Source organism: Acinetobacter entericus, from assembly GCF_026168575.1.
Lineage (GTDB): Bacteria > Pseudomonadota > Gammaproteobacteria > Pseudomonadales > Moraxellaceae > Acinetobacter > Acinetobacter bouvetii.
Map to the genome: position 1 here is coordinate 22833 of NZ_JAPEQW010000012.1, position 18901 is coordinate 41733.

Annotated in this window: 19 protein-coding genes; 16 read left to right on the forward strand and 3 right to left on the reverse strand. The window is 45.6% G+C overall.

Going from position 1 to position 18901, the window contains the following annotated elements; genetic code table 11:
- Positions 1-109 precede the first annotated feature (109 nt).
- From catA to OKC24_RS10770, 11 genes are all read left to right on the forward strand, one after another.
- Entirely contained in the window at positions 110-1030 is a 921-nt protein-coding gene (catA, locus tag OKC24_RS10720) for a catechol 1,2-dioxygenase (RefSeq protein ID WP_130146975.1), read from the forward strand.
- Positions 1031-1111: 81 nt separating this feature from the next.
- Positions 1112-2509 carry a benzoate 1,2-dioxygenase large subunit gene (benA, locus tag OKC24_RS10725; protein WP_130146973.1) on the forward strand — a complete coding sequence of 466 codons (1398 nt, stop codon included), beginning with the start codon at positions 1112-1114 and terminating at the stop codon, positions 2507-2509.
- The gene (benB, locus tag OKC24_RS10730) at positions 2506-3015 is read left to right on the forward strand and encodes a benzoate 1,2-dioxygenase small subunit (protein ID WP_130146971.1); all 510 of its coding nucleotides are present in this window, start codon (positions 2506-2508) and stop codon (positions 3013-3015) included. Before benA ends, benB begins: the two co-directional genes overlap by 4 nt.
- A gap of 90 nt (positions 3016-3105) precedes the next feature.
- Positions 3106-4122, forward strand: coding sequence for a benzoate 1,2-dioxygenase electron transfer component BenC (gene benC / locus OKC24_RS10735; RefSeq protein ID WP_131275688.1), 1017 nt, complete (start codon positions 3106-3108; stop codon positions 4120-4122).
- A gap of 15 nt (positions 4123-4137) precedes the next feature.
- Complete coding sequence (gene benD / locus OKC24_RS10740; RefSeq protein WP_131275687.1) at positions 4138-4923, forward strand: benzoate diol dehydrogenase BenD; 786 nt, start codon at positions 4138-4140, stop codon at positions 4921-4923.
- 54 nt (positions 4924-4977) lie between these two features.
- The gene (gene benE / locus OKC24_RS10745) at positions 4978-6207 is read left to right on the forward strand and encodes a benzoate/H(+) symporter BenE (protein ID WP_131275686.1); all 1230 of its coding nucleotides are present in this window, start codon (positions 4978-4980) and stop codon (positions 6205-6207) included.
- Between the two features lie 19 nt (positions 6208-6226).
- Complete coding sequence (locus OKC24_RS10750; RefSeq protein WP_131275685.1) at positions 6227-6913, forward strand: 3-oxoacid CoA-transferase subunit A; 687 nt, start codon at positions 6227-6229, stop codon at positions 6911-6913.
- 18 nt (positions 6914-6931) lie between these two features.
- A complete protein-coding gene (locus OKC24_RS10755; RefSeq protein WP_131275684.1) occupies positions 6932-7585 on the forward strand; it encodes a 3-oxoacid CoA-transferase subunit B in 654 nt (217 codons plus the stop codon).
- A gap of 124 nt (positions 7586-7709) precedes the next feature.
- Positions 7710-8900 (forward strand): 3-oxoadipyl-CoA thiolase, encoded by a 1191-nt coding sequence (gene pcaF / locus OKC24_RS10760; protein WP_265465057.1) that lies wholly within the window; start codon positions 7710-7712, stop codon positions 8898-8900.
- Between the two features lie 67 nt (positions 8901-8967).
- Positions 8968-9747 carry a 3-oxoadipate enol-lactonase gene (gene pcaD, locus OKC24_RS10765; protein WP_131275682.1) on the forward strand — a complete coding sequence of 260 codons (780 nt, stop codon included), beginning with the start codon at positions 8968-8970 and terminating at the stop codon, positions 9745-9747.
- A 124-nt stretch (positions 9748-9871) separates the two neighbouring features.
- Complete coding sequence (locus OKC24_RS10770) at positions 9872-10261, forward strand: hypothetical protein (RefSeq protein WP_131275681.1); 390 nt, start codon at positions 9872-9874, stop codon at positions 10259-10261.
- Positions 10262-10352: 91 nt separating this feature from the next.
- Here OKC24_RS10770 and OKC24_RS10775 read toward each other — a convergent pair whose 3' ends face one another.
- The 3 genes from OKC24_RS10775 to OKC24_RS10785 all read right to left on the reverse strand — a co-directional run bounded on the left by OKC24_RS10775 (position 10353) and on the right by OKC24_RS10785 (position 14507).
- Positions 10353-11582 carry a CaiB/BaiF CoA transferase family protein gene (locus OKC24_RS10775; RefSeq protein WP_265465061.1) on the reverse strand — a complete coding sequence of 410 codons (1230 nt, stop codon included), beginning with the start codon at positions 11580-11582 and terminating at the stop codon, positions 10353-10355.
- A 54-nt stretch (positions 11583-11636) separates the two neighbouring features.
- The gene (locus OKC24_RS10780) at positions 11637-13052 is read right to left on the reverse strand and encodes an MFS transporter (protein ID WP_131275679.1); all 1416 of its coding nucleotides are present in this window, start codon (positions 13050-13052) and stop codon (positions 11637-11639) included.
- Positions 13053-13286: 234 nt separating this feature from the next.
- Positions 13287-14507 (reverse strand): acyl-CoA dehydrogenase, encoded by a 1221-nt coding sequence (locus tag OKC24_RS10785; RefSeq protein ID WP_131275678.1) that lies wholly within the window; start codon positions 14505-14507, stop codon positions 13287-13289.
- Between the two features lie 246 nt (positions 14508-14753).
- Here OKC24_RS10785 and OKC24_RS10790 point away from each other — a divergent pair, with 246 nt between their 5' ends.
- The 5 genes from OKC24_RS10790 to OKC24_RS10810 all read left to right on the forward strand — a co-directional run bounded on the left by OKC24_RS10790 (position 14754) and on the right by OKC24_RS10810 (position 18898).
- Positions 14754-15680: a LysR substrate-binding domain-containing protein gene (locus tag OKC24_RS10790; RefSeq protein WP_131275677.1), complete on the forward strand. Its 927-nt coding sequence runs from the start codon at positions 14754-14756 to the stop codon at positions 15678-15680.
- Positions 15681-15794: 114 nt separating this feature from the next.
- Positions 15795-16496, forward strand: a complete 702-nt coding sequence (locus OKC24_RS10795) for an SIR2 family NAD-dependent protein deacylase (protein ID WP_131275796.1) — start codon at positions 15795-15797, stop codon at positions 16494-16496.
- A 187-nt stretch (positions 16497-16683) separates the two neighbouring features.
- On the forward strand, positions 16684-17628 hold the full coding sequence (locus tag OKC24_RS10800; RefSeq protein WP_131275676.1) for an ABC transporter permease: 945 nt from the start codon (positions 16684-16686) through the stop codon (positions 17626-17628).
- On the forward strand, positions 17628-18509 hold the full coding sequence (locus OKC24_RS10805; RefSeq protein WP_131275675.1) for an ABC transporter ATP-binding protein: 882 nt from the start codon (positions 17628-17630) through the stop codon (positions 18507-18509). The genes OKC24_RS10800 and OKC24_RS10805 overlap by 1 nt, the downstream gene beginning before the upstream one ends.
- Before the next feature lie 59 nt (positions 18510-18568).
- Positions 18569-18898 (forward strand): DMT family transporter, encoded by a 330-nt coding sequence (locus OKC24_RS10810; RefSeq protein WP_131275674.1) that lies wholly within the window; start codon positions 18569-18571, stop codon positions 18896-18898.
- Positions 18899-18901 lie beyond the last annotated feature (3 nt).

Here is an 18901-nt window from a genome sequence, read left to right on the forward strand (position 1 = left end):
GTGTTTTTTTGCAAAAGCAAAAGTTAATGAAACAAGGACTATGGCAGCTAAGTGAAAAAAAGCATCACTCCAGCCACCAAAACATATTGCATACTTAAGGAGCATTAGTATGAACCGCCAAGAAATTGATGCACTCGTAAAACAAATGAACGTTGACACAGCCATTGGTCCTGTAGACCCGCGTGTTCAACAAATTGTTGTCCGTTTGCTGGGTGATTTATTCCAAGCCATTGAAGACTTAGATATTTCTCAGACAGAACTTTGGAAAGGTCTTGAGTATTTCACAGATGCAGGCCAGGCGAATGAATTAGGCCTTTTGGCTGCTGGTTTAGGTCTGGAACACTACTTGGACTTACGTGCTGACGAAGCTGATGCCAAAGCAGGCATTACAGGCGGAACACCTCGTACCATTGAAGGGCCATTGTACGTTGCAGGTGCGCCTGAAACAGTGGGTTTTGCGCGTATGGATGATGGTTCTGAAGCGGGTAAAATTCCTACACTGTTCATTGAAGGCACAGTCACTGATACTGAAGGCAATCTTATTGAAGGCGCTAAAGTAGAAATTTGGCATGCCAACAGCTTAGGCAACTATTCATTCTTTGATAAGTCTCAGTCTGACTTCAACCTTCGCCGCACCATTTTAAGCAATGCGGAAGGTTCTTATACTGCGCAAACGACTATGCCCGTCGGTTACGGCTGCCCTCCAGAAGGCACAACGCAGTTTGTTCTGAACAAGCTTGGCCGTCACGGCAACCGCCCGTCTCATGTGCATTATTTCATCTCGGCACCAGGTTACCGCAAGCTGACAACGCAATTCAATATTGAAGGCGACAAATACCTTTGGGACGACTTTGCATTTGCAACGCGTGACGGTTTGGTTGCAACTGCTGTTGATGTGACAGATGCAGCTGAAATTACGCGCCGCGGCCAAACAGAAGCATTCAAGCATATTACTTTTAATGTTGAGCTGGTGAAAGACCAAACTGCAGCGCCTTCAACTGAAGTTGAACGCCGCCGCGCTAGCGCTTAAGACCATCATAGGAAACCCAGATGTCCGTTTCATGACATCTGGGTGACTTCCCCAAAAGAATTGGAAAGTCGGAGAACGGACATGCCTCGTATCCCAGTTATTAACACCAGCCATCTTGATCGTATTGACGAACTTTTAGTTGACGATTTTGAAAGCGGTGAATTTAAGCTTCATCGTTCTGTATTTACAGATCAAGCCCTTTTTGATTTAGAGATGAAATACATCTTTGAAGGCAACTGGGTTTACTTGGCGCACGAAAGCCAAATTCCAAATAACAATGACTTCTACACCACGCATATTGGCCGTCAGCCCATCATCATTGCGCGTAACCGCCAAGGTGAACTGAATGCCATGATTAACGCCTGTTCGCACCGAGGCGCACAGCTTTGCCGTCATAAAAAAGGCAATAAAGCAACGTATACCTGCCCATTTCACGGCTGGACTTTCAATAACTCAGGCAAGCTGCTGAAAGTTAAAGATCCTTCGGAAGCGGGCTATTCAGACTGCTTTAACCAAGACGGTTCCCATGATTTGAAGAAAGTTGCGCGTTTTGAAAACTATAAAGGCTTCTTATTCGGCAGCTTAAATCCAGATGTGCCTTCACTTGAAGAATTTCTAGGTGAAACCGCAAAAATCATCGACATGATTGTAGGCCAGTCAGATCAAGGGCTTGAAGTCCTTCGCGGTTCATCGACTTATACCTATGAAGGCAACTGGAAACTGACCGCAGAAAATGGCGCAGACGGTTATCACGTTTCTGCAGTTCATTGGAACTATGCTGCAACGACTCAGCACCGTAAAGAAGCGCAAGCTGCCGATAATATCCGCGCAATGAGCGCAGGTTCTTGGGGCAAGCAAGGCGGTGGATCATATGGTTTTGAACATGGCCACATGCTGCTGTGGACCCAATGGGCAAACCCTGAAGACCGTCCAAACTTCGTTAAAGCGGATGAATATACCGAAAAATTTGGCGCACCAATGTCGAAATGGATGATTGAGCGTTCACGCAATCTATGCCTGTATCCAAACGTGTATTTAATGGATCAGTTCGGTTCACAAATTCGTGTATTGCGCCCTCTTTCAGTCAACAAAACAGAAGTGACGATTTACTGTATTGCGCCTGTAGGTGAAGAGCCAGAAGCGCGTACCCGCCGTATCCGTCAGTATGAAGACTTTTTCAATGCTTCAGGCATGGCTACACCAGATGACCTTGAAGAATTCCGCGCATGCCAAGCTGGCTATGCAGGCATTGAATTGGAATGGAATGACATGTGCCGCGGTTCAAAACACTGGATACAAGGCCCTGACGAAGCAGCAGATGAAATTGGTTTAAAACCAGTACTGAGCGGTATTAAAACTGAAGATGAAGGCCTGTATTTAGCGCAGCACCAATACTGGCTGAAAATGATGAAACAAGCGATTCAGGCAGAAAAAGAATTGGCTGATTTAGAAGCCTCTGCTATGGGAGAAAGCGCATGAATACAGCCGTTCAGAAAAATGCCGTAGCGCATGAAAAAATTGCCCAGTTTCTATATAGCGAAGCGCGTTTTTTGGATGATGAACAGTGGGATGATTGGCTGAGCTGCTATGCCCCTACTGCCTCATTTTGGATGCCTGCTTGGGACGATGATGACAAACTCACCGAAGATCCGCAGTCTGAAATTTCATTGATCTACTACCCAGACCGTCAAGGTTTGGAAGACCGTGTATTCCGTATTAAAACAGAGCGTTCATCTGCAACCATGCCAGATACCCGTACTAGCCATAACATCAGCAATATTGAAGTTGTGGCGCAGGACGGTGACAAAGTGACTGTCCGCTTTAACTGGAATACATTGAGTTTCCGTTACAAAACCAACTACAGCTATTTTGGCATGTCACGCTATGAAATCGATTTTTCAGGCGATCAGCCAAAAATTCTAAGCAAGTATGTTGTTCTTAAAAATGATTATATCAACCAAGTTATTGATATTTATCACCTCTAAGACTGTTTATACAGCAAGGTAAAACCTTTCAGTCAGATGGAACGTTGGCTGAAAGGATGAGATTTAAAGATTTATATAGGATATTCAGCCATGTCAAACCACAATGTAGCGCTTCAATTTGAAGATGGCGTAACACGTTTTATTTCTGTTGCACAAGGTGAAAGCTTATCTGACGCAGCATATCGCCAAAAGATCAATATTCCTTTGGACTGCCGAGACGGTGCTTGCGGCACATGCCGCGCATTTTGTGAATCAGGTTCGTTTGATATGCCTGAAGAAACGTATATTGAAGATGCATTAACGCCAGAAGAAGCTGCTGAAGGCTATATTTTGGCTTGCCAATGCAAACCGACCTCAGACGCAGTCTTCCAGATTCCAGCATCATCAGATGTCTGCAAAACAGAAATTCATGAATTTAAAGGCACACTAGCCCGCGTAGAAAATTTATCTGATTCGACGATCACCTTTGATATTCAGCTGGATGAAGGCCAGCCAGAGATTAACTTCCTTGCCGGTCAATATGTGAATGTGGGCATTCCTGGCACGGATGAAACCCGTTCTTACTCATTCAGCTCAAAACCGGGCAACCGCTTGACAGGCTTTGTGGTGCGCAATGTGCCTGAAGGCAAAATGAGCTCATTCCTGAGCGTCAATGCCAAAGCTGGCGATGTGATGACATTCAAAGGCCCATTCGGCAGTTTTTATCTGCGTAATGTGGTGCGCCCGGTGGTAATGCTGGCTGGCGGTACAGGGATTGCCCCTTTTATGTCGATGCTGCAAGTGCTGGAAGAAAAAGGCTCCGAACAGCCAGTTCGCCTTGTATTTGGTGTAACCAATGACTTTGACTTGGTGGCGATAGAGAAACTGAATGAACTGCAAGACAAATTTCCTTGGTTCGAATACCGCACGGTAATTGCAAACCCAGAATCTGCACATGCTCGTAAAGGTTATGTCACTGGCCATATTGAAAGCGAATGGCTGAATGGCGGTGATGTCGATGTTTACCTATGCGGCCCCGTGCCTATGGTCGAAGCGGTTCGTGGCTGGTTAGACAGCGAAGGCGTTAAGCCTGCAAGCTTCCTGTTTGAAAAATTCTCTGCAAATTAATTTAAGGATTTTTTAATGTCTAATCGTCAAAGATTTGTAAATAAAGTGGTGATTGTGACGGGTGCCGCGCAAGGCATTGGCCGCGGTGTTGCTCTGCAAGTTGCAGCTGAAGGCGCGCAAGTGGTTTTAGCAGATCTCTCTGACTATGTCGAAGAAACGCTTGCTGAAATTGAAGCCAAAGATGGTGATGCGATTATCATTAAAGCCAATCTGGAAACTTTTGCAGGCGCTCAATCTGTAGTCGATAAAGCCATAGAGACTTATGGCCGAGTCGATGCACTGATCAACAACGTCGGCGGTGCCATCTGGATGAAACCTTTTCAGGAGTTTGCTGAAGAAGAGATCATCAAAGAAGTGAACCGTTCATTGTTTCCAACGCTGTGGTGCTGCCGCGCAGTGCTGCCAGAAATGATTAAAAATCAAAAAGGCACCATCGTAAACGTTTCATCTATTGCAACGCGTGGCATTAACCGCGTGCCTTATTCAGCATCTAAAGGTGGCGTCAACGGCTTAACGGCTTCGCTTGCCTTTGAACATGCCAAAGACGGTATCCGTGTCAATGCAATCGCGACTGGCGGTACAGAAGCGCCGCCTCGCAAAGTTCCACGTAATGCCAATCCACTGACTGAATCTGAAAAACAGTGGATGCAGGAAGTGGTAGATCAGACCATCGACCGTACCTTCCTCGGTCGATACGGCACAATTCAGGAACAAGTGAATGCGATTTTATTCCTTGCTTCTGATGAATCTTCATACATGACGGGCACAGTTGTACCCGTTGGCGGCGGCGATCAGGGTTAAACCTGATTGAAAGCGGCACAGGATCATTGATGTATCAGCATGGAGGCAAGAGCAATGACGACCCTGTTAAAAACCCTAAAAGATGATTGGTCTTTATCAGCCACTGTTGCAGGATTTTTAGCAGTGCTGATTTCCTACTCTGGCCCGCTGATTATCTTTTTCCAAGCGGCACAAAAGGCCAATGTTGCACCCAATATGATGATTTCATGGATTTGGGGCATTTCTATTGGTGCTGCTGTTGCCGGTATTTTTCTCTCGATTAAATACAAGACCCCAGTCATCACCGCCTGGTCTGCGCCGGGTACTGCATTATTGGTGACTTTATTTCCCAATATTTCCCTGAATGAAGCTGTCGCGGCTTACATCACCGCCGCTTTGGTCATTCTGTTGATTGGACTCAGCGGTTATTTCGACAAACTGTTGAAGTGGATTCCTCAGTCGATTGCGGCAGCCATGATGGCAGGGATTTTATTTCAATTTGGATTGGGGCTTTTTACTGCAACCGACAGTATGCCGCTGATTGTATTTGGCATGGTGCTGGTATTCCTGATCTCAAAACGTGTTAGCCCTCGCTATAGCATGGTTTGGGTATTGCTGAGCGGGGTTCTGCTCAGTGTATTGCTCGGCAAAATGAACCCTGTCACGGTTGATTTTAGTCTGGCAATCCCGCAGTGGATCAGTCCTGAGTGGTCCATCAATGGCATGCTGAACTTAGCGATTCCGCTGATTTTAGTCAGCTTAACCGGACAGTTTTTACCGGGTATGGCCATCATGAAACTCAGCGGTTATGACACTCCGGCCAAACCGATTATCACCGCCACTAGCATCGCCTCCCTTGCTGTTGCTTGTGTGGGTGGAATCACCATTGTTTTGGCTTCGATTACTGCTGCGTTATGCATGGGTAAAGATGCGCATGAACTGAAAGATAAACGCTATATCGCAGGTATTGCCAACGGACTGTTTTACATCCTTGGCGGTTTATTTGCAGGCAGTATCGTCATGCTGTTTAGCCTGTTGCCCAAAGAACTGGTTGCTGCCCTTGCAGGCCTTGCGCTGCTTGGCGCCATTGGCACCAATGTATCTGTCGCGATGAAAGATGAATCTGAACGTGATGCTGCGCTGATCACCTTTTTGGCAACCGCATCCGGCATGCACTTTTTAGGTTTGAGCTCGGTGTTTTGGGGCATTTGTATCGGGATTATTGCGCACTTGTTATTGAGCAAGCCTAAACCTGAACCTGCTGTAACGAACGCCATTTCTCTTTCTCAGACCGAATCAAAATAATTTTGCCATAGGAACGACTATGATTGATAAAAGCTCAGCTTCCCTTAAAGAAGCGCTCTCACAGATTAAAGATGGTTCGACCATCATGATTGGCGGTTTTGGTACGGCGGGTCAGCCTGCTGAACTGATCGATGGCCTGATTGAGCTTGGCATCAAGGATCTGGTCATTGTGAATAACAATGCCGGCAACGGTGACTATGGCTTGGCGAAGCTGTTAAAGACCGGCGCTGTCCGTAAAATCATCTGCTCTTTCCCGCGCCAGTCTGACTCTTGGGTATTTGATGAACTTTATCGCGCAGGCAAGATCGAACTGGAACTCGTGCCGCAAGGCAACCTGGCATGCCGTATTCAAGCTGCGGGTATGGGCTTGGGTCCAATCTATACACCTACAGGCTTTGGTACCTTGCTTGCGGAAGGTAAGCCTACCCTGAACCATGATGGCAAAGACTACGTGCTTGAAAACCCGATTAAAGCCGATTTTGCCTTAATTAAGGCACATCAAGGCGACCGTTGGGGCAACTTGGTTTACAACAAATCAGCACGTAACTTTGGTCCAATTATGGCGATGGCAGCGGATGTCACTATTGCCCAAGTTGCAGAAGTAGTGGAACTTGGCGCACTCGATCCAGAGCATATTATTACCCCGGGGATTTTTGTACAGCACGTGGTGGCTGTCGGTACAAAACAACTTGAGCAGTCTGCTTAATCACGTGAGGACAAAACAATGAGCCATGCCAAATTAACACGTGATCAAATTGCTGCACGTGTTGCACAAGATATTCCTGACGGTGCCTATGTCAATTTAGGCATTGGCTTGCCGACCAAAATTTCAAATTATTTACCTGCTGACAAAGATGTCTTCTTGCATTCTGAAAATGGTCTGTTGGCCTTTGGCCCACCGCCTGCCAAGGGTGAAGAAGATCCTGAACTGATCAATGCCGGTAAAGAGTTTGTGACTTTACTTGAAGGCGGCGCTTATTTTCATCATGGGGATTCATTCGCCATGATGCGCGGTGGACATTTGGACATTGCGGTACTGGGCGCTTTTCAGGTGGCTGAAAATGGCGACTTGGCCAACTGGCATACCGGCGCGCCGGATGCCATTCCGGCGGTAGGCGGTGCCATGGACTTAGCCGTAGGCGCTAAAAAAGTCTTTATTACTACAGATCATGTCACCAAAAAAGGCGAACCGAAGATCGTGGCTGAACTGGCTTATCCAGCTACAGGTCTGAAATGTGTAGACCGTATTTATACCGACCTATGCGTGATTGATGTCACAGCTGCAGGCATGACCGTGATTGAAAAAGTGGACGGCCTTTCTTTTGAGGAATTGCAGTCGATGACGGGTGCAAAATTGGTTGATGGGACTCGGGCTTAATCAATAATAAATAATCCCCCCTAAATTCTCCTTTTTCAAAGGGGGGGGACTTCACCTAAATAAATTTAGGATTGAAAAGTCTCCCTCCTTTTAGGAGGGATTAAGGGAGGTTGAAGGAAAAGATATGAAAAACGCATACATTGTTGACGCAATCCGCACACCCTTTGGCCGTTATGCCGGAGGACTCGCGCCAGTGCGCGCTGATGATCTGGGTGCCCTGCCTATTAAAGCCTTGATGGAACGTAATCCTTCCGTGAACTGGGAACAAGTCGATGACGTGATCTATGGCTGCGCCAACCAGGCCGGTGAAGACAACCGTAACGTCGGACGTATGTCTGCCCTACTCGCTGGTGTTCCCTACCAAGTGCCTGCAACCACGGTAAACCGTCTCTGTGGTTCGTCGCTGGATGCGGTCGCTATGGCTGCACGCGCAATTAAATCCGGTGAAGCGGACTTAATTATCGCAGGTGGTGTAGAAAGTATGTCACGTGCACCTTTTGTGATGGGCAAATCAGACAGTGCTTATGGTCGCAGCCAAAAAATTGAAGACACCACCATGGGTTGGCGTTTTATCAACCCTAAACTGAAAGAGCTGTATGGTGTGGAAACCATGCCGCAAACCGCAGAAAATGTCGCGGAACAATTCAACATTAACCGTGCAGATCAAGACCAATTCGCTTTAACGAGCCAACAGCGTACCGCAGCTGCGCAAGCACGCGGTTTCTTTGCCAATCAAATTATTCCTGTCGTCATTCCGCAGCGTAAAGGCGAACCGATCGTTATTGATACCGATGAGCACCCGCGTGCCTCAACCACACTGGAAGCCTTAACCAAACTCAAACCAGTTGTTAAAGCTGATGGCAATGCCTCAGGCATTAACGATGGTGCAGCTGCCTTATTGATTGCATCAGATGATGCAGTTAAAAAGTATGGTCTAAAAGCCCGTGCCAAAATTATTGGCGCAACCGCCGTTGGTGTAGAACCACGCATCATGGGATTTGGCCCTTCACCTGCAATTAAAAAGTTACTGGCTCAAACCGGTTTGACTTTAGAGCAAATGGATGTAATTGAGCTGAATGAAGCCTTTGCAGCGCAAGCTTTAGCAGTGACACGTGATCTAGGCCTTGAAGATGGCTCAGAAAAAGTTAATCCGAACGGCGGCGCGATTGCCTTGGGTCATCCACTGGGTGCTTCAGGCGCACGATTAGTCATTACTGCACTGAATCAACTTGAACAAACAGGCGGTAAATACGGCCTATGTTCAATGTGCATTGGAGTCGGTCAAGGCATCGCTTTGATTATTGAACGAGTTTAATCCTCAATAAAAGTCCCCCTTATCAAAGGGGGATTTAGGGGGATTTATAAAATTAAGGATTCAAAACATGCCTACATTTATATCCAATGATGCAGCGATCAATTACGCAACTTTTGGTGATGCCAGCAAACCTGCGATTATATTTTCCAATTCTTTGGGAACAAATTATCAAATGTGGCAGCCGCAGATAAATTTCTTTAAAAAAGAGTATTTTATTGTCTGCTATGACACCCGCGGTCACGGTGCATCCACCGCACCGCAAGGGCCATACAGCATAGAACAGCTGGGAACAGATGTCGTCAATCTATTCGATCATCTGAATATTCAAAAAGCTAGCTTCTGCGGCATTTCTATGGGTGGACTTACAGGTCAATGGCTGGCCATTCATCACCCTGAACGTTTTAACCATGTGATTGTCTGTAACACTGCAGCAAAAATTGGTCAAGAGCAGGCATGGAACGACCGTGCACAGCTTGTTCGTGAGCAAGGCCTCAAGCCAATTGCAGAGACTGCAGCATCGCGTTGGTTTACCGAACCCTTTATCCGAAGCAACACAGCAATTGTAGAATCTTTGAGTAACGATCTTGGTGCTGGCAGCCCAGAAGGTTATGCAAGCTGCTGTGAAGCTTTGGCTAAAGCGGATGTGCGAGAACAGCTTAAAAATATTACGGTACCAACTCTGGTCGTTGCCGGTCAAAAAGACCCTGTCACTACTGTGGCGGATGCACAATACATTATCAATAATGTCCGCAGCAGCTCATTGTTTGAGATCAATGCATCGCATATTTCAAACATTGAACAGCCGAAAGCCTTTAATCAGGCTGTGCAGAGTTTTTTACAGCAATAAGCAACTGAACAAATTCAATGTAATATGATCTTTTAAAATAAAGCCTTACCATTGTGTAGGGCCTTATTTCGTTTGAAGGCTTTGATTTAATAGCCGCTCTAAAAATAAATGGACAATTAAAAGAATGATTCATCAATATCCAAAAAACGGATCAATCCTGCTTTTTAGTTTAGCAATCGGCTTTAGTCCTGCTGTTTCTAGTACAGATGTCACAACTCTACGTACTGCCGATATAAAGGCCTATACTCTAGTCAGTGGAGGCGGTATCGATGATCTTTCTGTGCAATTGAAAGACGTTAAAAACCGGGATATAAATGCTTATTGCGTGCAGCATTGCGGAAACTGGTTTGTGTATAATCCAGAATCTGATGGTTATAGCTTAAAGAAAAAATACCAAGGCGTAAAAGTATGGGCTTCTCTTTCATACGAACAAAATCGTGACCGTATTGCAGGTCCAAGCGCTAATGAAGAATTATTCTTTATAAAGAAAATTAAAATTGAAAGTATTCGCTAAATGAATATTCAATTGAATAAAAAAGGCCGAAGTATTGGAGTCCTTCGGCCAAAACAGGAATGTCAAAACTTAATCAATCATTATGTTTTTACTAGGCGACTTCACCATCAATAATGCCCTGCGCTTTTAAGGCCTTCAGTTCATCTGCCGTCTTAAAACGCGATAAAATCTGCATCGTGTGCTCACCCAATTGCGGCGGCGCGTGCCGGTATTCCACAGGCGTATCAGAAAATTTCATTGGCGACCCAATCACTTTAAAATCATTGTTCAGCGCATGTGGAATATTCACTACCATGTTGCGGTGCTTAATTTGCGGTTCATTCAGAGCATCTTCAATTGAATTAATCACACCGACAGGCACTTTAACCGCATGAATCGCATTGACCCATTCCCCAGCTGTTTTTTCCAAGAAATAAGCTGACAATAAAGGAATGAGCACATCACGATTTTTTACGCGGTCTTGGTTACGTATAAATCGTGCATCATCCAATAATTCTGTATAGCCAATAGCTAAACACAAGTCTTTAAATTGCTTGTCATTGCCGCAAGCAATAATAAATTCCTTATCTTTTGCCTTAAAAGTTTGATAAGGCACAATATTTGGGTGGTTATTGCCCATACGCTGCGGCGCTTTGCCCGATGTCAGATAGTTCATGCCTTGATTTGCCAAAGCTGCCACCTGTACATCCAGTAAAGACATATCTATATATTGACCGCGTCCTGTATGCTGGCGCGCCAATAAGGCCGCCTGAATGGCAATGGTTGAATACAGTCCAGTTTGAATATCCACCACGGCCACACCGACTTTCTGCGCCCCGCCGCCAGCCAAATCATCTGCTTCACCGGTAATGCTCATCAGGCCAGACATGCCTTGAATAATAAAGTCATAGCCCGGCTCTTCCGCGCGCGGGCCATCTTGGCCAAAACCTGTAATAGAACAATAGACTAAGTTTGGATTGATAGCGCTCAGCGCTGCATAATCTAGTCCATACCTAGCCAATGAACCGGCTTTATAATTTTCAATGACGACATCGGTTGTTTTAACAATCTCATAAATTAGGGATTGTCCTTCTGCACTGGCAATATCAATCGCGACTGAATATTTATTGCGGTTGGCGCATTGAAAATACCCAGATTCACGGGTTAGCTTGCCGTGCTGATCCGGCATCCAAGGCGGCCCCCACATGCGCGTGTCATCACCCGCCTGCGGCCGTTCAATTTTGATCACTTCTGCGCCTAAGTCCGCCAAAATTTGACCGCACCATGGTCCAGCCAATACACGGCTTAAATCTAAAACTCGAATGCCTTGCAATGCGCCCATCTATTTACTCCTTTGACCATGAACACGTTTGAATTGTGCCCATGGCCGATTTTTTTATTTTGCTGTGGCTGGTTTGGAAATCGCTTTGCTTTCATCAGATGTATGTGTATCCAATGTCGCAAGTTTTTGCTGCTCTACTGAAACGGCGGCTTGCTGAGGGTCATACTGACGCTCTCGAATAAACAGGCCTGGGATAACACCCGCAATAAAGTACGCAGCGCCCATCACAATAAAGGCCATAGTGAATGATCCTCCTGCGGCAATCATGCCAATGGTTGCTGGAGCAATGGCTGCGCCTAAACGGCCCATGTTGTAGGCTCCGCCAATCGCTGTACCGCGTACATCAGTAGAAAAGCTTTCTGCCATATACGTTGCATTCACGCCATACGGAATACCATATAAAAAGCCAAAAGTTACAAGTAAATAAGCAATATTGGCTGGCGTATTATAGAAAATAATCACTGGCAAAAATGCAGCTGTAGCGACCGTTCCAAAGACAAAAGTGACACGGCGTCCCAGCTTGTCAGCCGCATAGCCTGATAAAATTTTACCTAGAATCATTGCGGTATAAGCGCCAACCATATAGCCAGTCATGGCTTTAAAGTTCATGCCCAGTTCTGTTTCCAGATAAGTCGGCATCCAGTTATTGACGCCGTAATAGCCGAACTGCAGAAAAGCGGCTGTGCTCATCCAAAGCAGGAACATTTTGCGGTGATTGCCGTGCCCAAAAATACGTTTATAAATACTTTCCGATGGCGCTTTTTGAGCAGCAGCCATTTGCGGAACTGGTTCTAGATTCAATTCACGGCGTTTGATCTGTTCAATTTTAGCTTCCTGCCAAGAAGCCGGTTCTGGAACAAAACGCATGAATATCAATGCAAAAGCAGCAGGAACAATAGTTACATAGAACAGCATGCGCCAGCCGTGATCCGGAATAATTGAGCCGGCCAATAAGGTTGCAACAATGTAGCCTACGGTTTGTCCCGTTTGCAGGGTGCCCAACACCGTTGTACGGTATTTAGTCGGCACATATTCTGCCATTAAGGTGTTGCACGCCATATAAAGCGAACCCAGGCCAAACGCGCCGACAAAGCGCAAAATCAAAAATTGTTCATAGCTTTGGGTCATGCCTAAAATGCAGGTCATAACGGAAAAAAATACCACTGACCATGCAATGGTTTTAACACGGCCAAACTTGTCGCAGGCCCATCCGCCGGATATGCCGCCTAGCGCCATGCCCGCTAAAGAGGCACTGCCGAGCATGCCGGCCTGAAATGACGATAGGCCAAATTCTGCTTTTAAACTGGTTAAGCTGAATGACAGCAGCATAATATCTACGCCATCAATCACCAGCGACACAAAAGCGAAAATAAACGCCATTTTCCATGTATTGCTGTTAATGCGGTGCATTGTCCCGACATTGTTTGGCAGTTTCAGCGCTCCTGCGCTGTTTTGCATTTCATTGTTCATTATCCATTTACCTCATTTTCCCAAATGAGTCATCGACATTCCTATGTCTCTGCTTCTGCCTGATATTTTTCTTCTTTTTATGGTTTCACACTTAAACTCAATTCAGCCAAAATGCAGATTTACAAGAGTATTTCACGATGAATCCTTTATATATTGACTGTTATTCACGGTTAATTTTTTGCACAAAGACTCTAAGGATGCTCACGAAAGAGCATCCGAGTGATTTAATTTAAATTAGTTGCCGAATGCCGCAATGCCCGTTTGCGCACGGCCTAAAATCAGTGCATGCACATCATGTGTACCTTCGTAGGTATTTACCACTTCAAGGTTAACCAGATGGCGCGCCACGCCGAATTCATCTGAAATGCCATTGCCGCCCAGCATGTCACGCGCTACGCGGGCAATATCTAAAGCCTTGCCGCAGTTGTTGCGCTTAATCAGTGATGTGCCTTCTACTGCAGCAATGCCTTCATCCTTCATGCGGCCAAAACGTAAAGCTGCTTGTAAACCCAAGGCAATTTCAGTTTGCATATCAGCCAGTTTCTTTTGAATCAACTGATTAGCAGCCAAAGGACGGCCAAACTGTTTACGGTCCATGGTGTATTGATACGCTGTATGCCAGCAGAATTCCGCTGCGCCCATTGCACCCCAGGCAATACCGTAACGTGCACTGTTCAAGCAGGTAAATGGACCTTTTAAGCCGCGCACTTCAGGGAAAGCGTTTTCTTCCGGCACGAATACGTTATCCATCACGATTTCACCAGTGATTGAAGCGCGTAGACCAACCTTGCCGTGAATTGCCGGTGCTGAAAGCCCTTCCCAGCCTTTTTCCAAGATAAAGCCGCGGATATCACCCACATGGCCTTCTTTTGAGACTTCTTTCGCCCACACCACAAATACGTCTGCGATTGGACTGTTGGTAATCCACATTTTTGCACCAGTTAGGCGGTAACCGCCATCGACTTTTTTCGCGCGGGTGATCATGCTGCCAGGGTCAGAACCGTGGTCAGGCTCAGTCAGGCCGAAACAGCCAATGTATTCACCCGTTGCCAATTTTGGCAGGTATTTCTGCTTTTGCTCTTCAGAGCCAAATTCGTTAATTGGCACCATTACCAAGGAACTTTGCACACTGGCCATAGATCGGTAGCCAGAGTCGACATATTCAATTTCACGCGCCACTAGGCCATAGCTGACATAATTTAAGCCAGCGCCGCCGTACTGTTCTGGAATGGTTGGCCCAAGTAAGCCGAGCTCACCCATTTCACGGAAAATGGCTGGATCGGTCTGTTCATGACGGAATTGCTCCAGCACACGCGGCTGCAAGCGCTCTTGACAATATGCATGCGCTGTATCACGGATCATGCGTTCTTCTTCTGTCAATTGCTGCTCTAATAAAAACGGATCTTGCCAGTTGAATTGAACTTTTGCTTTTTTTACATTAACCATTTGATTCATCGCTTCCTCTGCTTAATCAGGCTTTGTTTGTTTTCATTGATGCTATGTGTGAAAAGCGCTCCTTTCAAACGATTAATTTGCATGCAGCTATGCGGTTACCGCATAACTTAAACTGCTAAGCCCTAAGTTAAGCATTTCAGCCACTCCGTTACGCCTCACAATGCACTATGTTTAGACGATGGTGTGATATTTAATTTATGTGTATATGACATTTTGTGATACCTATCGATAAAAAGGACTTTATCTATGCGGCGTAATATTCCATCTTTGCAAAGCCTGATTTGCTTTGAATCCGCTGCCAAGCATTCCAGTTATACCCATGCCTCGCAGGAACTGTTTATTACGCAAAGCGCTGTTTCAAGGCAAATCCAGCAGCTGGAAGAATACTTGGGCGTCAATCTGTTCAGTAGGACACGCCACGGCGTAGAATTGACCGAAGCTGGCAAGCAATATGCAAAAGGCATTAAACCTTATTTGCAGGGAATCGAAAAAAGCACGGCAGACATCATGACGCATAAAGGCCTAGGCGGGACTTTAAAACTTGGTGTAGTCCCGACTTTCGCAACACGCTGGCTGCTGCCGAAACTGCATAAACTGAATGCGCAGCACCCAGAAATTACCGTACATTTAGAAACCAGCACCAAGCCTTTTTTATTCAATGAAAATGTATTTGATGCCGCTATTTTTGCAGGAACCCAACAGCAAATAGAGCATTGGCCCGGCATTCAGGCACATTACCTCATGGATGAAGAAGTGGTTCCCGTCTGTTCGCCTGCACTCATTCAAAACCGTTTGCCAGAAGCAGTCATGCAAAATGAATACAGCTATGACCTAAGTGATGAAGAACTGCTTTTAATGCCGCTGCTGCAGCAAACCACCCGCCCCAGTATTTGGCAAGAGTGGTTTCAAGCCCATCAAATTCAGCATCCCAAACCATTTGATGGGCAGCGCCATGAATTATTTTCCATGCTTTCTGTAGCGGCCAGTCATGGCATGGGCATGGCGCTGATTCCGCAAATGCTGATTGAATCGGAGCTGAACAAAAAGGAACTGGTGATTGCTTCCTGCAAGAAATTGCAAGGCAGCCGCAAATACTACTTGGTCCACTCCAGTCAGGACATTTCTCCGCAAATTCAAAAATTTGTCGATTGGGTACTGCAGGAACTGCATTAGTCCGCTTGAAGATGACAATTCATATTCAGTACAGTGAAGTCGCTGAATTATCCATTCAATACATGCAACCGTACGCAATGGACTCATAAATTAAAATATAAGGCTTAAATGACTATGCAAAAAATTGTGGTGTTTTCAGGCGCTGGCATGAGCGCAGAAAGCGGAATCAATACCTTTCGGGACAGTGATGGCTTGTGGGAACAGCATCGTATTGAAGATGTGGCCACACCTGAAGCTTGGACGCGCGACCCTGAACTGGTGCAGCGTTTTTATAATGAGCGCCGTAAACATATTTTAGCCGCAGAACCCAATGAGGCGCATAAGCTGATAGCCGAACTCGATGATTTTTTTGATGTTCAAGTCATTACCCAAAATATTGATGACCTGCATGAACGTGCAGGCAGTCAAAATGTACTGCATCTGCATGGCAATATTCGTTATGCGAAAAGCTCTGGCCCTCAGGCGCAATACACGCAGGAATTGTTTCCCATTGAAGGTGCTGATTTAAACTTAGACACTGACATATGCCCTAAGGGTTATCCTTTACGGCCGCATGTAGTATGGTTTGGCGAAGCTGTTCCTGCTTATGAAGACGCCAGTACCAGTGTCCAGACGGCAGATATTTTTATTGTGATTGGCACGAGTCTAGCTGTCTATCCTGTGGCTGGATTGATTCACGAAATCCCTGCCAACTGCCGTGCATTTTATATCGATCCGAAAGCAGATTATCAGCGAGTACCTGAACAGTATCAGCTGATTAAAGCAGGCGCCAGTGAAGGCATGAAAATGCTTTTTCAGCAATTGATTGCGCCATAAAAGTACATTTCAGCATCAGTATTGATCAAAAAAAACATGCAGCCTGCTTAATTTGCAGGCTTTTTTATGTCTGCAATCGATTCGGCTTAGCCAGATTCAGTCAAATCACGGCATAAGGAGGTTTGGCATCCTAATTGCTTAACAGTATTACGTTTTATTAAAAAAGTAATATTGGGGCTTGGTCAGTATGGGTTATGTCGCAAGAGAGCTCAGTCCAAAAAGCAAGCTATTGCTTGGCTTAGGATCATTTTTAATTCCTGTGCTCATTTGGTGTGCAGTGAGTTATTTGCCATTTTTATGGCATCCGCAGGTGCAAATTACTCAGTCTGGCAGTGTACCGTATTTTCAGGTCGATAGCCGTGTAGACAAAGCCGTGTTTTATGCCGAAGCGCAATCTGCGGTCAATGCAGGCACAGAACCGCCGCAAGGCAAACTGGTCAATCCGATCTATCTACCCGCACCGCATGAAGTCGCAAAAGCGCTGGTTACGGCTTTTATTACTCCGCCTGCTCAGCCTGATGCTCCATGGTTTCATCAAAGCTTATGGCACAGTATTAAAATTGTGTTCAGCGCTTTTTTTATTGCGTCACTCATTGGTATTCCACTCGGTATTCTTTGCGGTTTTTCTCAAAAAATATCTCAGCTGACTGAACCTTTTGTGGAGTTTTTCCGCTACTTGCCTGCACCTGCTTTTGGCGCATTGGCTGTGGCAATTTTAGGCATTAATGATGCACCTAAAATCGCTATTATCGTGATCGGTACGCTATTTCAACAAATTCTGATTATTGCCAATACCACGCGTATGGTTGACCGCAGCTTGATTGAAGCAGGTTTTACGCTGGGCACCAATAAACTGAAAAGCCTGTTTCATGTGGTGATTCCAGCGGCGCTGCCCGACATCTACCGCGACCTGCGTGTCTTGCTGGGCTGGGCTTGGACTTATTTGATCGTGTCTGAACTGATCGGCACAACCTCTGGGATTACCTGGTTTATCACCCAACAAGCGCGCTATCAAAATTTTGACAATGTCTATGCCGCGATCCTAATCATTGGGGTGATTGGTTTAGTGTGCGATGTGGTGCTGATGAAACTCGGCCAAGGTTTATTTAAATGGAAAGCAGGAGCAAAATAATGAACAGCACAGAATTTAATACCACAACCTATTTCGATGCAATTTATGCGCGCCCTGTCATTTTAGAAGCTAAAAAACTTACACAAAGTTTTAAGCATGGCAAAACTGAACGCACCATTCTAAATCAGCTGGATTTAAAAATTCATAAACGTGAATTTATCTGTGTGATTGGCCCCTCAGGCTGCGGTAAATCGACATTTAGCCGAATTGTAGCTGGGCTTGACCCATACAGCAGCGGTGAATTACTGGTCGATGGCCAAGCCATTGAAGGCCCAAGCCCTGAGCGTGGCATGGTCTTTCAGGGCTACACGCTTTTTCCATGGAAAACGGTTAAAGAAAATGTGATGTTCGGCCCGTTAATGAAAGGCGCCAGCAATGCTTCAGCTGAATCTGGCGCCCGTGAATGGATTGATATTATTGGTCTAGAAAAATACCAAGATCAATACCCGCATCAGCTTTCTGGCGGGATGAAACAGCGCGTTGCAATTGCCCGCGCGCTTGTGAATGAGCCAAAAATTCTGCTGATGGATGAGCCATTTGGCGCGCTTGATCCGCATACCCGTCAAAAGATGCAGAAACATTTAATGGATCTTTGGCAAAACATTGATATCACCATTATTTTTGTCACACATGATATGGATGAAGCCATCCTTTTAGCAGACCGTATTGTGGCGCTCAAAGCCAATCCCGGTGAAATTAAAGAAATTATAGAGGTCGATTTGCCGCGCCCTCGACATGCTGAATTCATACTGACGCCTGAATTCAAACGCCTGCGTGAACGGGTGGATTTCTTGGTGCATGCACAGGAAGACGAGCTAGATCCAGCACTTGAGAATTTACCGAAAATTCCGCGCATGACCCAAGTCAGTACGCATAAATAAATTGGTTCATTTCTTTTGGAATGTAAAGCGCGACAAAATCTTTACTGAATAGAGGCAACATGGCTTTTTTATATCTGACGGTTGCGGTTATTGCAGAAGTTTTAGCGACTGCCGCTTTAAAAGCCAGCAACGGCTTTACTGAACTTGTGCCGATTATTTTTACCGTATTAGGCTATGCCATTGCGCTATTCTTTTTAGGTTTAACTTTTAAATCAATTCCTATGGGATTGGCCTATGCTATGTGGTCAGCTGCCGGCATTGTTTTAATTTCATGTGTGGGCTGGATTGTGTTTAAACAAAACTTAGATATACCGGCCCTAATCGGTTTAGTATTTATTGTATTGGGTATTGTAATTATTAATATTTTTTCTGAAAGCACAGAGCTTTAAATC

Bases quoted from the DNA above. Each gene is read 5' to 3' on its own strand.
- catA (WP_130146975.1), top strand. From the start codon at position 110: ATGAACCGCCAAGAAATTGATGCACTCGTAAAACAAATGAACGTTGAC.
- benA (WP_130146973.1), top strand. From the start codon at position 1,112: ATGCCTCGTATCCCAGTTATTAACACCAGCCATCTTGATCGTATTGAC.
- benB (WP_130146971.1), top strand. From the start codon at position 2,506: ATGAATACAGCCGTTCAGAAAAATGCCGTAGCGCATGAAAAAATTGCC.
- benC (WP_131275688.1), top strand. From the start codon at position 3,106: ATGTCAAACCACAATGTAGCGCTTCAATTTGAAGATGGCGTAACACGT.
- benD (WP_131275687.1), top strand. From the start codon at position 4,138: ATGTCTAATCGTCAAAGATTTGTAAATAAAGTGGTGATTGTGACGGGT.
- benE (WP_131275686.1), top strand. From the start codon at position 4,978: ATGACGACCCTGTTAAAAACCCTAAAAGATGATTGGTCTTTATCAGCC.
- OKC24_RS10750 (WP_131275685.1), top strand. From the start codon at position 6,227: ATGATTGATAAAAGCTCAGCTTCCCTTAAAGAAGCGCTCTCACAGATT.
- OKC24_RS10755 (WP_131275684.1), top strand. From the start codon at position 6,932: ATGAGCCATGCCAAATTAACACGTGATCAAATTGCTGCACGTGTTGCA.
- pcaF (WP_265465057.1), top strand. From the start codon at position 7,710: ATGAAAAACGCATACATTGTTGACGCAATCCGCACACCCTTTGGCCGT.
- pcaD (WP_131275682.1), top strand. From the start codon at position 8,968: ATGCCTACATTTATATCCAATGATGCAGCGATCAATTACGCAACTTTT.
- OKC24_RS10770 (WP_131275681.1), top strand. From the start codon at position 9,872: ATGATTCATCAATATCCAAAAAACGGATCAATCCTGCTTTTTAGTTTA.
- OKC24_RS10775 (WP_265465061.1), bottom strand. From the start codon at position 11,582: ATGGGCGCATTGCAAGGCATTCGAGTTTTAGATTTAAGCCGTGTATTG.
- OKC24_RS10780 (WP_131275679.1), bottom strand. From the start codon at position 13,052: ATGAACAATGAAATGCAAAACAGCGCAGGAGCGCTGAAACTGCCAAAC.
- OKC24_RS10785 (WP_131275678.1), bottom strand. From the start codon at position 14,507: ATGAATCAAATGGTTAATGTAAAAAAAGCAAAAGTTCAATTCAACTGG.
- OKC24_RS10790 (WP_131275677.1), top strand. From the start codon at position 14,754: ATGCGGCGTAATATTCCATCTTTGCAAAGCCTGATTTGCTTTGAATCC.
- OKC24_RS10795 (WP_131275796.1), top strand. From the start codon at position 15,795: ATGCAAAAAATTGTGGTGTTTTCAGGCGCTGGCATGAGCGCAGAAAGC.
- OKC24_RS10800 (WP_131275676.1), top strand. From the start codon at position 16,684: ATGGGTTATGTCGCAAGAGAGCTCAGTCCAAAAAGCAAGCTATTGCTT.
- OKC24_RS10805 (WP_131275675.1), top strand. From the start codon at position 17,628: ATGAACAGCACAGAATTTAATACCACAACCTATTTCGATGCAATTTAT.
- OKC24_RS10810 (WP_131275674.1), top strand. From the start codon at position 18,569: ATGGCTTTTTTATATCTGACGGTTGCGGTTATTGCAGAAGTTTTAGCG.